Source organism: Polyangium jinanense (genome assembly GCF_028435365.1).
The window spans coordinates 25506-40681 of sequence record NZ_JAGTJJ010000044.1 but is presented as its reverse complement, the minus strand read 5'-3'; the positions used below and the strand labels follow the sequence as shown (position 1 = coordinate 40681).

The window sequence follows — 15176 nt, the reverse complement described above, 5'->3', positions numbered from 1 at the left end:
CGCGACGGGGACACGCTCAGGGAGCGTTCGTTCCTTCGCGGCCGTAGACGTCTTCAATGCGGACGACGTCGTCGAGCTCGGGCGTGGACACTTCGATCACGTCCACGTCGGTGACGGCGATCATGCGGTGGATCGTCCCGGGCAGGACGTGGAAGACGTCGCCCTTCACCATGCGGCGACGTTCGAGCGATTCCTTCGGACCCACTTCGAGGTCCATCTCGCCCGACTGGAGAAAGAGTGTCTCTTCCTTGACCCGGTGGTATTGACGGGACAGACGCTCGCCTGCCCGGATGTGGAGCAACTTGCCCACGTAACGGGACGTCTCCGCCCAGATGAGCTCGTGTCCCCACGGCTTGTCGACGCGGCGCATGGAGCGTGCTTATCACGAGCTGGGGTTCGGGGCGAAGGGCGCCGTCAGGCAAACCGGAGCCCCGAACGTCGACGAAGTTCGGGGCGAAGGGCGCCGTCAGGCAAACCGGAGCCCCGAGCGTCGACGAAGTTCGGGGCGAAGGGCGCCGTCAGGCAAACCGGAGCCCCGAGCGTCGAACGGGTTTGGAGCGAAGCGGGCTGGAGGCATTGTCGGCGGATGGAAGAGCGGTTGCAGAAGATCATCGCCCGTTCGGGGGTGAGCTCCCGGCGCGCAGCGGAGGAGTTGGTCACGGCAGGGCGGGTCCGGGTGAACGGGCGCGTCGTGACGGAACTCGGGGCCAAGGCCGACCCGCGCCGCGACAAGATCGAGGTCGATGGCAAGCGGCTCACCGCGGAGTCGCCGGTCTACCTCGTGCTGCACAAGCCGCGGAACGTCGTGTCGACGCTCCATGATCCCGAAGGTCGGCCCACGGTCGCGGATCACGTGCGTGGCGCGGGGGCGCGTGTGTATCCCGTCGGCCGCCTCGACTTCGCGACGAGCGGCGTCCTCTTGATGACGAACGACGGCGAGTTCTCGAACGGCCTGCTTCATCCGCGCGGCGGCGTGCCCAAGACGTACGTCCTCAAAGTGAGAGGCGTGATGGATGAAGGCGACGCCGACGTGTGGCGCACGGGCGTCGAGCTCGAAGACGGCAAGACGCTGCCTGCGGACGTGCGCATCCTGCGACACGAGGGCGACAAGACCTGGCTCGAGATCACCCTGCGCGAAGGGCGAAACCAGCAGATCCGCCGCATGGGCGAGGCGACGGGCTTCCCCGTGATGCGACTCGCGCGGCTGAGTTTTGCCGGCGTGACCTCCGAGGGGCTCTTGCCGGGGAAGTGGCGGCTCCTGACGGTCGACGAGCTGCTCGCCATCCGAAAAGAGTTCGGCGTGCCGAAGCGCGTGCGCCCGGCCGTGGATCAGATGCCGGCGCAACGCGCGAAGCAGCAGAGGCCGCGGGCGCACGTCGGCGCGGCGCCGCGCGATCGAGGCGAGCGCGGCGAGCGTGGCGAACGCCCGCGGGCAGGGTACGCGTCGCGGGAAGGCGGGCACGAGGAGCGACGCGCGCGGCCTGCGGATCGGCGTGAACGTGGGACGAGCGGGCCGCCGCGCGAGCGGGGCACGAGCGGACCGCCGCGCGAGCGCAAGCGGCCCACCTGAGGCGGCGCGTCAGATCTGCGCGAAGCGACCGCTGCGGAACGAGGCTTCGAGGAGCTGCGCGACGCGCTTCTCGAGCTCGCGCGCGCGCGGATCGGTAATCCCGGCGAGCGCGGTCTTGATCTCGCCGAGGGCCTTGAGCTGGCTGAAGAGCTGCACGTCGCCGAGGGCGGTGCCGCCGGTGAGGAGCTGGCGGATGCGATCGATCTCGGCGGCGAGCGCGTCGACGCCCACGCCGAGCGCGCCGACACGACGTCGATCGGGGTGCTCGCGGAAGAACGCTTCGAGCACGGGCTGCACGATGCCTTCGAGGATCGCGGCCTGGTCCTGGTTGTTCCAGATGTGCTTGAGGACGAAGAAGTCGCTCGCGTCGGTGGTGTTGCGCCCGTCGAGGTAGGCGCTTGCGGCGAAGAGCTTGAGCATCTTCACGACGCGACGATCCGAGAGCGAAATCCCCTCGGCGCGGATCTGGAAGACGATGCCCTTGTAGGCCGAGAGGAACGCGTCGGAAAAATTCATCCGGCCGCCGAAGCTCTTGCCGAGATCGGCGAGCTCGCGGGCGGTGACGACGGGGCGCAGCGGCTCGCCGGACATCTGCCGGATCTCGTGCTGGATGCCGCGCTGTAGAAGCTCGCTGAAGTGGTACGCGTCGAGGTTGTCCGAGTGGACGCGCAGGAGGAAGCGGTCGAAGATCGCGTTCAGCGTCTCGTCGCCGGGCACCTCGTTCGAGGCGGCGAAGACGCTGATGAGCGGGCAGCGCATCACCTTGCCGCCGCTCGTGAATTTGCGCTCGTTGAGCAGCGTGAGCAGGGCGTTCAGGATCGCGCTGTTCGCCTTGAAGACCTCGTCGAGGAAGACGACCTCCGCCTCGGGCAGCATGCCCTGCGTGTTGCGGCGGTAGGTGCCTTCGCGGAAGGCGACGATGTCGACGGGACCGAAAATTTCGTTTGGCTCGGTGAAGCGCGTGAGCAGGTACTCGAAGTAGTTCGCCTGCATCAGCTCCGAGAGCGAGCGGATGAGGGCGCTCTTGGCCGTGCCGGGCGGACCGAGGAGCACGCAGTGCTCGCCGGCGACGACCGAGATCATCAGGAGCCGGATGATCTCGTCCTTGCCGAGGAACTGTCGTTCGAGGGTGCTCGCGAGCTGTCGGAGTCGCTCGTGAAGAGGCGCGGGCGGCATCGCCGAGGAGGCGTATCACAACGGGGCGCGGGCCGGCCGCGTTTGTGCCCTGAGCCTTCGAAACACGAAGGCCGGCCGCGTTCATGTTCGCGCGGCCGGCCTTTGTGTTTCTCTACGTTGCGGAGCGGGAGACGGGATTTGAACCCGCGACGTCAACCTTGGCAAGGTTGCACTCTACCACTGAGTTACTCCCGCAGGGTGCTGCGAAGGAACTGCTAATTTTCAGAGCGGGAGACGGGATTTGAACCCGCGACGTCAACCTTGGCAAGGTTGCACTCTACCACTGAGTTACTCCCGCAAACTTCGTCATCGCCTTCAAGGGGACGATGCCGAAGGGCCGTTCGGGTTTTTCCCGATTCACTCGGGAGGTCCCCGACGAGGGCCCTACTGCGTACCGAGGCGTGCCTCGTCAGCAGCGAGGCCATTCCTACTCGGCACTTTGGAAACTGTCAAGCCCTGCGCCCCAGACAGTTGCCTCTTTGAATTCCAAGAGTATCTTCTTCAACCGTTGCATCGGACGGCCTGGCCGGAGAGTCGGCCGTTGGGGGTTGCAGCACAGGCGGATGGGGCACCGTCGCGTGCTCCGTAGGGATGGGGGGAAACATGAACGAACAGCAAGCTGCTTTGCGTATCAACTCCGCTTCGAACACGGAGGCGGTCAGCCAAGCACAGAAAGAACACCGGTCGGGCGTCTTCGCGAAGGGTCGGCGAGACGGCAGCGGCTGGGGGCTCGTGCTCGTCGGTTTCAACGGCGAGCTCGCGCCGATCACGCTCACCGACGGCGCGGTGATCGGCAGCGCGTCGCGCGACGCGCATGTCGACGGCGCGGGCATCGCGCCCGAGCACGCGAAGGTCAGCGTTCGCGCGGATGGTTGCTACGTCGAGGATCTCGGCACGCCCGACGGCACGTTCGTCGACGGCGTGCGCGCGCGTCGCATCGGTCTGAGCCACGGCGACGTGGTGCGTCTCGGCAGCCGGATCGGCGTGTTCGTCGAGCGTGATCTCAGCGCGTACGGCGGCGCGATCATGCGCACGGGCCCGCTCGTTCACGGCCCGCGGCAGCGCAAGGACTGGATCGATCCGATCCTCGATCTCGTGAAGGGCGGCTCGTGCGTGTGCATCGAGGGCGGTCCCGGCACGGGCAAGCGCACGATGGCGAAGCTCGCCGCCGCCGTGCGCGAAGGCGTGGGCGACATCGTCACGGTGGACGGGCGCGCCGAAGGCAAGCCGACGATCCCGGCAGGCATTCGCCCGATGACGTGGGTCGTGCTCGATGCGGATCGGCTGCCGCGCCCGCAGCAGCTCGAGATCGCGCACGCGGTCGGCCGCACGAGCGGCGTGTCGGTCATCGCGACGGTCGGGCAGCCGCTCGATCGCGCGGTCGGCGACGGCAAGCTCGCGCCGTGGTTCGCTTCGCTCTTCTCGGGCAAGCGCGTCACGATCACGCCGCTCGAGCATCGACGCGAGGACATCGCGGCGATCGTGCAGGACATCGCGGAGCGCCGTGGCATCGAGCTCTCGCGCATCACGCCTGAGCTGCTCGAGTCGCTCGTACGCGCGGGTTGGCCGGGCGGCGTGCCGCAGCTCGAAGCGACGCTCGTCTCCGCGGCCGAGGTCGCGGGCTCCGACGGTGCGATCCTTCCGTCGTCGATCGCGTCGTCGCTCGCGAGGGCGAGCCGTACGAAGCCCTCGCTGCCCCCCGCCACGGATCCTTCGCTCGCCCGCGCACGTCTCGAAGATGCGCTCGCGCGTGCGAACGGCTCCGTCGCGTCAGCCGCGCGTTCGCTCGGCATGTCGCGCCAGGCGATCTACCGCGAAGCCGAGCGCCTCGGCCTCGACATCGCGCGGCGCAAGTTCTCGCGGAGTTAGTCCTCGTTCGACGAGAGGGCCGTGCTGGGACACGGCCCTTCAGGAGACGAACGTCAAGGACGCGTGGCTGACGATCGATCCCTCCACGGGATCGACGCACTGCGTGTAGTGCAAGAGCCGTCCCGCCGCGGACCCCGGCAACGCCCGGAGCGCCGTGTAGATCGGGCCGAGGCCACAGACGCGCCTCGTGTCGAGATCCTCAGCGACCTGCGAAAAGAACCCGCTCGCGTCGTGCTCCACCATGAGGCGGATGGACTCCGCGTCACGAGCCTGGAGCGCGTCGCGCTCGGCAGCGTCGAGCGGGCGCGGATCGCCGAAGCGCGGGCCGACGTGCGCGAGATCGGCGCCCGCGATCAGGAAGGCGCGCGCGCCGCGTCGCTCCACGAGCTCGGCGAGCGCCGCGAGGAACGACTCGGCCCGCGCGTCCTCGCGTGGATCACGTCCCCTCGCCTGCGCATCGCCGAGGCCGCAGAGCACGGGCACGATCCGCGCGGGACGATCGCCGAGCAGGTGGCGCAGGAAAATCACTTGCAACTCCAACGAATGCTCGCCCTTGTGCAGGTACTCGTCCTCGCGCACGTCGAAGCGGCTGTGCGCCGCGAGGAACGCGAGCGCATCGTGGTCGGGCTCGAGCGCGCCGAGCGGCGTGGCGAAACGTTTGTCGCAGACGGCGAAGGGCTGGCGCATCGGCGCGTGTGACGTGCCGAGCAGGAAGAACGTGTCCACCTCGGGAGGTAGCGCCTCGGCGAGCGCGCCGTACGCGTGGCCGTAGCCTTCAGCCGCTCGCCAGAGGTCCATGTGCGGCGCGCAGAGCCCGACGAGGCGGCCGTGCGAGGCGCCGTTGCCGCGTGGCGCCTTCGCGAGACATGCCTCCTCGATGTAACGAGCGAGCTCCTCGGGATCTCGATGGTAAGCGCCGCCCGCATGGTGCGCGGGCCGCTCGCTCGCCGCGGCGAACGCGGCCACGACCTCGCGTCGCCTCGCCTGGAAGCGTGGCGTCTCGAGCATGTAGGCCTCGTCGAGCTCAGCCACGAGGCGCGAGACGATCGCGACGTCGATCATGCGGCCGATGGTGCGGCTCGCGCGGCGTGCGATGCCGTCGAGCGAGCTCGTGCCGTCCATGCACGAGACGATCGGGGCGAGGTCTCCGCGAATCGCAACCGAGCTCGGCGCGATGCCCTCGCCGTCGCGGAGCATGAGCGCTTTACCGAACGTCGGGTGCGGAACGAAGATGGCCTCGATCGGCCGCAGTCGCGGATGCGCGTGCGGTTTGGGCATGGTCACCGCGCAGGATAGCGCTCGCACGCAGCACGCAAAGTGAGCCACGCGTTGGAACAGTGCGGAGGTGGCGTATGCTGCGGGCGATCGCTCCATGTCTCGCACGAAGTCGCCCGATCGTTCGCACGCATCGATTCACCCGAACACCACGAAGGACGATGAGCGGCGCGCGCTCGCGGGTCTGCTCGACGAGCTCGCGATGATCTACCGCGAGGTCGACGCGTCCTTCGCGGGGCAGTCGTGCCCTGCGTCCACCGAGTGCTGCCGCTTCGGCGTCACGGGGCGCGAGCCGTACGTCACGTCGATCGAGCTCGCCCTCGTGCAACGCGCCATCGCGGCGCGAGGTGGTGCGCGCGCGCTCGGCCGCACGCCTCCTCCGCTCGCGAGCAGCGAGGACACCTCGCGCGGCAAGCGTCGCCTCACCACCGTCGACGAGCGCGTCTGCCCGATGCTCGACGAGAACGGACGCTGCGCGATCTACACGTCGCGTCCGTTCGGATGCCGCACCTACTGGTGCGAGCGCGCGACCTCGCCGGCCGGCGTCGATCAACGCGCCATCAACGCCTTCGTTCGTCGCATCAAGGATCTCGCGGCGCGGCATGCGCCCGAGGGGGACCTCGGTCGTCCGCTCACGCGCGCGCTCGCGGGTGCAGGCGCGAGCTCGGGGCCCGGCCCGCGTCGTCGGCGCTGACGAGACCCCACGTGGCCATCGGGGAGTTTTGAGGGGGCTCTCGGGCCCCCCTCAACCAGGCTACGTCCGCTCGACGGCCATCACGCCCGGGATGCGCTGGAGCTGCCGGATGACGCCTTTGAGCTGCGCGAGATCCGAGCACAGAAAGGTAAACGTGTTCGTCGCTCGGCCGTCGTCGCCGGCGCGGCACGTCGCTTCGCTGATGTTGATGCCCTGCTCGTGGAACGTCTGGCCGACCGTGGCGAGGATGCCGGGCCGGTTCGCCGTCATCACGCGGAGCTGCACCGGGCGGTTGATCTTCGCCCGCGCGTCCCACGAGATCTCCACGCGGCGCTCCGGATCGGTGTCGAGCGCCTTCGGGCAGTTGCGGCGGTGCACGGTGATGCCGCGGCCGCGCGTGATGAAACCGACGATCTCGTCCCCCGGCAGGGGGTTGCAACACTTCGTGTAGCGAACGAGCACGTCGTCGATGCCGTTCAGCCGGATGCCGTGGTTGTCGCGGCCCGTCACCTTGCGGACGAGCGACTCGATGCGGCTCTCCTTGAGGGACGGCGGCGGGAGCGACTCCTGGTTGCCTTGCGGCGGCGCGAGGAACTCGATGATCGCCTTCGGGCTGTGCTTGCCGTAGCCGATGCCGATCAGGAGCTCGTCGAAGGTCTGTGCGTTGAAGTGCTCGCACAGCTTGCGCACCTCCGCCTCGTTCTTCGTGAGGCGCGCCATGCTGATCGCTCGCTGGTGGAACTCCTTCTCCAGGAGCTCGCGACCGAGCTTGAGCGAGCGCTCGCGCTGATCGGCCCGCAGGTGGCTGCGGATGCGCGAGCGCGCGCGGCTCGTCGTGACGTAGTCGAGCCAGTCCTTGCTCGGCTGCTGGCTCGGGTTCGTCATCACCTCGACGACGTCGCCGTTCCTGAGCTTGTAGCGGAGCGGCACGATCGCGCCGTTCACGCGCGCGCCCGAGCAGTGATCGCCGACCTCGCTGTGGATCGCGTAGGCGAAGTCGATCGGCGTCGCGTTGCGCGGGAAGACGCGCACGTCGCCCTTCGGCGTGAAGACGTAGACCTCGTCCTGGAAGAGGTCGACCTTCACGCTGTCCAGGAACTCGTGCGGGTCCTTGAGCTCCTTTTGCCACTCCATGAGCTGGCGCAGCCAGCCGAAGCGCGCCGCGTCCTTCGGGTCGAGCCCGCCCGAGTGGCGCTCCTTGTACTTCCAGTGCGCGGCGATGCCTTGCTCCGCGACGCGGTGCATCTCGTGCGTCCGGATCTGCACCTCGATGCGCTCGCGGCCCGGGCCGATGACCGTCGTGTGCAGCGACTGGTACATGTTCGGCTTCGGCAGCGCGACGTAGTCTTTGAAGCGGCCGGGCACAGGCGTGTACTGCGAGTGGATGACGCCGAGCGTCGCGTAACACTCGGCCACCGTCTCGACGAGCACACGGAAGGCGATCACGTCGTAGACCTGATCGAAGTCGCACTGCTGCGACTGCATCTTCCGCCAGATCGAGTAGTTGTGTTTCGCGCGACCGGTCACGTCGGCGGCGAAGCCCTGCTCGGCGAGCTTGCCCGCGAGGATCTTCGAGACGTCGGTGATGTACTTGTCGCGCTCGGCCTTCGTGCCGAGCACCTTCTGCGAGAGGTCGGCGTAGGCCTCGGGCTCGAGGTACTTGAAGGCGAGGTCCTCGAGCTCGCTCTTGAACCGTGCGATGCCGAGCCGGTTCGCGAGCGGCGCGTAGATCTCCATCGTCTCGCGGGCAATGCGGTCCTGCGCCTCGGGCTTCATGTGCTCGAGCGTCCGCATGTTGTCGAGGCGGTCGCAGAGCTTCACCAAGAGCACGCGGATGTCGCGCGCCATGGCGACCAGCATCTTCCGGAAGTTCTCGGCTTGCCGGTCTTCCTTCGAGGCGAAGTTGATCTTCGACAGCTTCGTCACGCCGTCGACGAGGAACGCCACCTCCTGCCCGAACTCGCGCTCGATGTCCGAGAGCGTCGCGAGGGTGTCCTCGACGACGTCGTGAAGCAGACCCGCAACGACGCTGGCCACGTCGAGCTTGAGCTCGATGATGATGCCGGCGACCGAGACCGGGTGCGAGAAGTAAGGGTCGCCGCTCTTACGCATCTGGCCCTTGTGCGCTTCGGCGGCGTAGTCGTAAGCGCGGGCGATGAGCTCGACGTCGGCCCCAGGCTGATACGCCTGGATCCGCTCGATCAGCTCCTTAGACGTCAACATACGTTGTGCGGATGGTGCCTGGGCACCGTCCTGAACGTTCAAGCTAACACCCCGTGTTTCGCCCGGCAATTGGCTGACCATGGCTCACGCGCTCCGCTTCTTCCGTCTTCGAGCGCCCGTGGGCACGGCTGTCCAGCGGGCAGATGCGGAAACCTCCTCGACCTTTCCTGCACGAACGACCTCACACCAACTTGCGCACGGGCGCGGGAACGCCCAAGGGGTCATCGTGGCCTTCGGGGACGAGGCGTGTCCTTCGTCCCCCGTTCGACGAGCGTCCCACCGCCCGCGTTCTCCCGTGACACCCGGGAGCCCCAGAGACCTCCACACACGTAGAAATCCATGGAGCCGATCGGCGTCTATGTCCACTTCCCGTGGTGCCTGAAAAAGTGCCCTTATTGCGATTTCGTTTCCTTCGCAAAGGAACGGGACGGAATCGAACACGAGCGTTACGCCGACGCCATCCTCGCCGAGCTCGATCTTCGAGCCGGGGCGTTCGAGGGACGGACGCTCACGACGGTGTTCTTCGGCGGAGGTACGCCATCCCTCTGGGCGCCAGGGGCGCTCGGGCGGGTGCTCGCGGGGATCCGCGCAGCGGCGGCAGGGCGCGCGGTGGACGATGTCGAGGTGACGGTCGAGTGCAACCCGAGCTCGCTCGACGAGGATCGGGCGCGGGCGCTCGTCGACGTGGGCGTGAACCGGCTCAGCGTGGGCGTGCAGGGGCTCGAGCCGGAGCGGCTGCGTTTCCTGGGGCGGCTGCACGACGCAGACGGAGGCCTCGAAGCGGTGCGGGCGGCGCTCCGGGCAGGCGTGCCGCGGGTGAGCGCGGATCTCATCTACGGCGTGGCCGTGCCGGCGAAGGAGGCCGGTCCGAAGTACCTCGCGGGCGGGCCCACGCAGGAGCAGTCGCCGAGCGAGGCGGCCGCGGAGGCGCGGCGCGTGGCGGAGACGGGCGTGACGCACGTGTCGGCGTACAGCCTGACGATCGAGCCGGGGACGCAGTTCGGCGAGCTGTCGCGGCGAGGGCGCCTGCCGATCGCGAACGAGGACGGCGTGGCCGAGACGTTTTTCGCGATCGAGGAGGCCCTCGGCGCGGCGGGGCTCCGGCACTACGAGATCTCGAACTACGCGCGTGAGGGGCACGAGGCGCGGCACAACCTCGGCTACTGGCGCGGGCACGACTACGTGGGCCTCGGCTGCGCGGCGTTCGGCACGGTGAGCGGAAAGGGAGCGGGCGTGCGCGAGGGGTTTGCTCTGCGGTACCGCAACGCGATCGATCCAGCGCGGTACATGCGGACGGCGCTCGCGGGCGAGGCCGAGGTCGAGAGCGAGGAGCCGCTCGATCCGGAGACGCGGCTGCGTGAGCGGATCATGCTGGGCCTCAGGCTGCGGGAAGGGTTCGACCTCGAACGCTCGGCGGCAGAGGTCGGCGCTGAGGCGTGGACGCATGCACGCAAGCAGGCAGCCGAGCGGCTCGTGCAGCGAGGAAAGCTCACGATCGAGGGAGGGACGATCCGCGTGCCCCGGGACGCGTGGGTCCTCGCCGACGGCATTGCGGCCGAATTGTTTTGAGGTCCATGCATTGGACGCCTTTCGCCGTCGTTCGCACGCGACGCCGCGTAAGCACGCTCGGATGCGCAGCGCTCGTCGTCGCGCTCGCCGGAGAGGCGCGCGGGCAGGATGAGGGGACGAGCTGGGCGACGAAGCAAGCCGCGGAGCTCGTGCGGCAAGGTACGGCGCACGCAGCGCGTGGAGACGGCGCGGCCGCGACGCGGCGGCTGCTCGAAGCGATCTCGTTCGATCCCACGTACGGACCGGCGTACCTCGCGCTCGCGGCGCAACACGAGGCCACGGGCGACGTGGTGGAGGCGGAGCGTGTGTATGCCACGGGGCTCGAGCGCGTCGCCGGCTTCGCAGAGGGACACGCGGCGCGCGGGAAATTACGCAGGCACCTCGGGAGGCTGCGGGAAGCCGCCGCGGACTTCGAGGCGGCGCTCTCGTTCACGCCGGACCATGTCGTCGCGCTCGAGAATCTGTACGCGACGTACGTGGCGCTCTCCGCGTTGCCGGCCGCGCTTGCGACGAGCCGGCGGATGGAGGCGCTCGCCGAGGCCCGCAGCGACACCGTGGCGCACAAGGAAGCGCGAGCTCGCTCGCGAGCGCTCGTAGTGCTGCTCGCAGAGCTCGATCCGGTGACGGCGGACGCTCGTGATCGTGGCCCGCTTCGCAGAGCGCTCGCGCGTCATGCGCGACGCGGGCGATGATGCGCCGGGGCCATTTGACCGACCCGTGCGCGGCTCCTACGCTCGCGCGCCCTATGAACCAAGGCCTCTCCTCGGCGACGGCCGAGCCCGTCACGAACGGGAACGCGTTCCTCGCGCTGCTCAAGCAGATCAAGCCCGAGATCGAGCGCCGCATCGCCGTGCGGTTCGATGAGAAGATCACGCGGGCGCGTACGTACGGGCCCGCGATCGCCGCGATGCTCGAAGCGGCGCGGGACCTCTCGCTGCGCGGCGGCAAACGCGTGCGCGCGGGGCTCATCGCCGCCGGCTGGATCGCCGCCGGTGGTGGCGAACGCACGCTCGAGCCGGCGATCGACGCAGGCGTCTCGTTCGAGCTCCTGCAGAGCTATCTGCTCATCCAGGACGACTGGATGGATGGAGATCCCACGCGGCGCGGCGGCCCAAGCGTGCACGCGGCGCTCGCCAAGGAGCTCGGCGGCGAGCACATCGGCGCGACGGCGGCGATTCTCGCGAGCGACATGACGTGGGGGCTCGCGGTGGAGACGCTCCTGTCGATCACGGGACTCTCGGCGGAGCGGCGGCTCGAGGTGATGCAGGTGTTCATGCGGATCCACGAGGACGTGGTGCTCGGCCAGCAGATGGACGTGCTCGGCAAGGCCGAGGACGTGGAGGCGATGCACGACCTCAAGACCGGCAGCTACACGATGCGCGGGCCGCTCAGCATCGGGGCGGCGCTCGCGGGCGGATCGCCGGCGCTCCACGCCGCGCTCGCGCGCTTCGCCGCGCCGCTCGGGGTCGCGTTCCAGCTCCGCGACGACCTCATCGGGACGTTCGGCGATCACGCGGAGACGGGCAAACCCGTGGGAAACGACATCGTGGCGGGCAAACGCACGAGCCTCGTGGCCGAGGCCGAGCGGCTGGCGAACGAGGAGGAGCGTCGCGCGCTTTCGCGAGCGCACGGGCGCGCGGACGCGGACGCGGCGGCGATCGCGGCGGCGACGCGGGCGCTCGTGACGTCCGGCGCGCGTCGAGCCGTGGAGGAGCGGCAGCAAGCGCTCTGCGAGGCCGCTGCGAAGGAGCTCGCGTCGATGCCGGTGTCGGCCGCGGCGCGCTCGATCCTCGTCGGCGTGGTGGACGCGCTGCGGGTGCGTCCGGCAGCGCCGGAGGCGCGATCGTGACGGGCAAGGGGAGCGCCGAGGGATCCGCGTCGGGGAAGGTGATCCTGTTCGGCGAGCACGCGGTCGTGTACGGATCGCCCGCGATCGCAGCCGGCCTCGATCGCGGGGCGCGCGCCGTCGTGACGCGCCTGCCGGGCGGGCCGAGCACGTTGAAGCTCGGAGACGGATCGGTCGTCGCGGATGCTTCGTCCTCGAACGATCTCGGGCGAGCGTTCGCCGCGCTGCTGGAGGTCGCTCCCGCGATCCCGCCCGTGCGCGTCGAGGCGCGGTGTGATCTGCCGCCGGGCGGAGGCCTGGGCAGCTCGGCTGCGCTGGCCGTGTCGATCGCGCGCGCGGCGGAGACGCTCGTGCGCGGGGACGAAGCCAGGCCCGAGGAAGATGCGGCGATCGAGGCCCGCGTGCTCGCGCGCGCGGCTGCATGGGAGCGGATCTTTCACGGCAACCCCTCCGGGATCGACGCGACGGCCGCGGCCCGAGGCGGCATCTTCCGGTTCACGCGGGCGGAGGGCGCGCGGCCGATCACGCCGCGCCAGGATCTCGTCTTGTGCGTGGGATCCACGGGGCATCCCTCGTCGACGCGGACGACGGTCGAGCTCATCGCCTCGCAACACACGAAGGATCCCGCGCTCGTGAAGCGCTCGATCGATGCGGTGACGTCGATTGTCGGCAACGCCGTGCTCGCCATCGAGGCCGGCGATCAGCGCGCGCTCGGCGATCTCATGAACATGAACCAGCTCGTGCTCTCCGGTCTGTTCGTCTCGACGAGCGAGATCGAGGAGCTCTGCGCACTCGCGCGGTCGGCGGGCGCGCTCGGCGCGAAGCTCACGGGCGGCGGCGGAGGCGGGTGCGTGATCGCGCTCGTGCCGCCGTCGTTCCGGAGCGACGGCACGAGGGACGAAGAACGCGAGGCCGAGAGCGCCGCGCGGATCCTCGACGCCTGGCGGAGCGCCGAGGGCCACTACGAAGGGTTTTGCGCGCGGATCGGCGCGGGAAGGCGCGCGGAGACGCTAGGTGCCGAAGGAGGTTTGTCGTGATGATACGCGCTGCGAAAGCGACGGCGCATCCGAACATCGCGCTGGCGAAATACTGGGGCAAACGAGCGGACGGCGTGAATCAGCCCGCGGTCCCGAGCCTCTCGGTGACGCTCGCGGGCATGGCCACGACGACGACCGTGACGTTCGATCCGGCGCTCGCGGAGGACACGTTCCTGCTCGGCGGCGCGCCGGCAGGCGAGGTCGCGTACGGCCGGGTCGTAAAACTCCTCGATCGGGTGCGTCGCGCGTCGGGGATCACGGCGCGGGCGCGCGTCGAGAGCGGGAACGATTTCCCCACGGCCTCGGGGCTCGCGTCGAGTGCGTCAGGCTTTTCGGCGCTCGCGCTCGCGGCGCTCGGCGCGGCGGGGCTCGATACGGATCCGGCGCGGGTGAGTGATCTCGCGCGGCGGAGCTCGGTGTCCGCGGCGCGCTCGGCGTTCGGCGGGTTCGTGGAGCTGCCGGTGGGCAGCCCCGGCGAGGGTGATCTCGCGGCGATCCCGATCGCGCCGCCGGAGCATTTGCCGCTGCGTGTCGTCGTGGCCGTGACGCGGGAAGGGCCGAAGGCCGTGGGCTCGACGGACGGCATGGAGCACACGGTTCGTACGAGCCCGTATTTTCCGGCGTGGGTCGAGTCCGCGCCCGCGCTCTGCGCGCGCGTGCGCGAGGCGATCTTGCGGCGGGATCTCGAAGCGCTTGGCGTCGCGGCCGAGGAAAGCGCGCTCGCCATGCACGCGACGAGCATCGCGGCACGGCCGGGGCTGCTCTACTGGACCGGCGGCACGGTGGAGGCGCTCGAAGAGGTACGCAGGCTCAGGGCGCGTGGGCTCGTCGCGTACGCGACGATCGACGCGGGGCCCCACGTGAAAGTTCTGACGACGCCGGAGGACGAGCCGCGCGTGACGGCCGCGCTCGCGGAGGTGCCGGGCGTCAAACGCACGATCGTGGCGTCGCCGGGCGAAGGCGCGCGGCTCCTGGATCGAACGTGATCGCGCGGGCGCCCGGCAAGATCGTGGTCTCGGGGGCGTACGCCGTCCTCGAAGGAGCGCCCGCGCTCGTCGCGGCCGTCGATCGGTACGTGGTGGCGGACGCGAGCCGCACGAGCGAGCTCGTGACGGAGGAGGTGCACGCGGCGATCGATGCAGGCGTCCTCGGGCATGCGCCCGCGTTCGATGCGTCGGCCCTGCGCGCACCGATGCTCGATGGAACGACACGCAAGCTCGGGCTCGGTTCGAGCGCGGCGATCCTCGTCGCCTCGATCGGATCGGTCCTCGCAAGGGCGATCGGGGACGAGGCCGCGCTGCGGAAGGCGGTCTTTCCGCTCGCGCTCGCCGCGCACCGAAAAGCACAGCCGCGCGGCAGTGGCATCGACGTGGCTTCGAGCGTGTTCGGTGGGATCGTCGCGTGCCGGATCGCGGTGGATCACGCGCTCGATGTGATGCCGTTCCACCTACCCGAAGGCGTCGTCCTCGAAGTCTTCGCGTGCCCCACGGCAGCCTCGACGGGCGCGCTCGTCGAGAAGGTTCAGGCCCTACGCACGACGGATCCGGCGACGTATCGGCGCCTGCTCGACGAGATCGCGGACGGCGCGCAAGCCGCGCTCGAAGCGCAGGATGCTGCTGGGTTCGTGCAAGCGATCGCGGCGCAGATCGATGCCCTCGCCGAGCTCGGTCGTGCTGCCGGCGCTCCCATCGTGGTGGAAGACGTGGCCGAACTGCGTCCGTTCGCGCAGGCTGAAGGCGCGAGCTTCGGGCCGAGCGGCGCCGGCGGCGGCGACATCGCGCTCTGGGTCGGCCGCGCGCCTTCGTCCGCAGCCTTCCGCGCCCGCGCGGCCGCACGGAATCTCGAGCCGCTGGACACGCGGATCGGCCCGCCCGGGCTCTCCGTCGGTTGAACGACCCGAGCGAGCCGCCGCGACCT

At 69.6% G+C, this 15176-nt stretch carries 13 protein-coding genes and 2 tRNA genes; 9 read left to right on the top strand and 6 right to left on the bottom strand.

What is annotated here, in order from left to right; translation table 11 throughout:
• Nucleotides 1–16 precede the first annotated feature (16 nt).
• A complete protein-coding gene (locus KEG57_RS40580; protein ID WP_272422413.1) occupies nucleotides 17–370 on the bottom strand; it encodes a cupin domain-containing protein in 354 nt (117 codons plus the stop codon).
• 216 nt (nucleotides 371–586) lie between these two features.
• Here KEG57_RS40580 and KEG57_RS40575 point away from each other — a divergent pair, with 216 nt between their 5' ends.
• The gene (locus KEG57_RS40575) at nucleotides 587–1570 is read left to right on the top strand and encodes a pseudouridine synthase (RefSeq protein WP_272422414.1); all 984 of its coding nucleotides are present in this window, start codon (nucleotides 587–589) and stop codon (nucleotides 1568–1570) included.
• Nucleotides 1571–1579: 9 nt separating this feature from the next.
• Here the strand turns inward: KEG57_RS40575 and KEG57_RS40570 are convergent, their stop codons facing one another.
• The 3 genes from KEG57_RS40570 to KEG57_RS40560 all read right to left on the bottom strand — a co-directional run bounded on the left by KEG57_RS40570 (nucleotide 1580) and on the right by KEG57_RS40560 (nucleotide 3044).
• The gene (locus KEG57_RS40570; protein WP_272422415.1) at nucleotides 1580–2746 is read right to left on the bottom strand and encodes an AAA family ATPase; all 1167 of its coding nucleotides are present in this window, start codon (nucleotides 2744–2746) and stop codon (nucleotides 1580–1582) included.
• A gap of 123 nt (nucleotides 2747–2869) precedes the next feature.
• Nucleotides 2870–2941: transfer RNA gene (locus KEG57_RS40565), tRNA-Gly, on the bottom strand.
• Between the two features lie 31 nt (nucleotides 2942–2972).
• A tRNA-Gly gene (locus KEG57_RS40560) sits at nucleotides 2973–3044 on the bottom strand.
• Between the two features lie 305 nt (nucleotides 3045–3349).
• Here KEG57_RS40560 and KEG57_RS40555 point away from each other — a divergent pair.
• Nucleotides 3350–4615, top strand: coding sequence for an FHA domain-containing protein (locus tag KEG57_RS40555; RefSeq protein ID WP_272422416.1), 1266 nt, complete (start codon nucleotides 3350–3352; stop codon nucleotides 4613–4615).
• A 39-nt stretch (nucleotides 4616–4654) separates the two neighbouring features.
• Here KEG57_RS40555 and amrB read toward each other — a convergent pair whose 3' ends face one another.
• Nucleotides 4655–5893, bottom strand: a complete 1239-nt coding sequence (gene amrB, locus KEG57_RS40550) for an AmmeMemoRadiSam system protein B (RefSeq protein WP_272422417.1) — start codon at nucleotides 5891–5893, stop codon at nucleotides 4655–4657.
• A 94-nt stretch (nucleotides 5894–5987) separates the two neighbouring features.
• Here amrB and KEG57_RS40545 point away from each other — a divergent pair, with 94 nt between their 5' ends.
• Entirely contained in the window at nucleotides 5988–6584 is a 597-nt protein-coding gene (locus tag KEG57_RS40545; RefSeq protein WP_272422418.1) for a YkgJ family cysteine cluster protein, read from the top strand.
• Nucleotides 6585–6644: 60 nt separating this feature from the next.
• Here the strand turns inward: KEG57_RS40545 and KEG57_RS40540 are convergent, their stop codons facing one another.
• A complete protein-coding gene (locus KEG57_RS40540; RefSeq protein ID WP_272459499.1) occupies nucleotides 6645–8807 on the bottom strand; it encodes a RelA/SpoT family protein in 2163 nt (720 codons plus the stop codon).
• Between the two features lie 339 nt (nucleotides 8808–9146).
• On the opposite strand from KEG57_RS40540, the gene hemW reads away from it, so the two are divergent.
• Genes hemW through KEG57_RS40510 form a run of 6 tightly spaced genes read left to right on the top strand, consistent with a single transcriptional unit; the run spans nucleotide 9147 to nucleotide 15150 of the window.
• Nucleotides 9147–10376, top strand: coding sequence for a radical SAM family heme chaperone HemW (hemW, locus tag KEG57_RS40535; protein ID WP_272422420.1), 1230 nt, complete (start codon nucleotides 9147–9149; stop codon nucleotides 10374–10376).
• Nucleotides 10377–10381: 5 nt separating this feature from the next.
• Nucleotides 10382–11068 carry a tetratricopeptide repeat protein gene (locus KEG57_RS40530; protein ID WP_272422421.1) on the top strand — a complete coding sequence of 229 codons (687 nt, stop codon included), beginning with the start codon at nucleotides 10382–10384 and terminating at the stop codon, nucleotides 11066–11068.
• A 53-nt stretch (nucleotides 11069–11121) separates the two neighbouring features.
• Nucleotides 11122–12225 (top strand): polyprenyl synthetase family protein, encoded by a 1104-nt coding sequence (locus KEG57_RS40525; protein ID WP_272422422.1) that lies wholly within the window; start codon nucleotides 11122–11124, stop codon nucleotides 12223–12225.
• Nucleotides 12222–13259 (top strand): mevalonate kinase, encoded by a 1038-nt coding sequence (gene mvk / locus KEG57_RS40520; protein WP_272422423.1) that lies wholly within the window; start codon nucleotides 12222–12224, stop codon nucleotides 13257–13259. The genes KEG57_RS40525 and mvk overlap by 4 nt, the downstream gene beginning before the upstream one ends.
• Nucleotides 13259–14245 (top strand): diphosphomevalonate decarboxylase, encoded by a 987-nt coding sequence (gene mvaD / locus KEG57_RS40515; RefSeq protein WP_272422472.1) that lies wholly within the window; start codon nucleotides 13259–13261, stop codon nucleotides 14243–14245. The genes mvk and mvaD overlap by 1 nt, the downstream gene beginning before the upstream one ends.
• A complete protein-coding gene (locus KEG57_RS40510; protein ID WP_272422424.1) occupies nucleotides 14242–15150 on the top strand; it encodes a mevalonate kinase family protein in 909 nt (302 codons plus the stop codon). The genes mvaD and KEG57_RS40510 overlap by 4 nt, the downstream gene beginning before the upstream one ends.
• The last annotated feature ends 26 nt before the right edge of the window (nucleotides 15151–15176 follow it).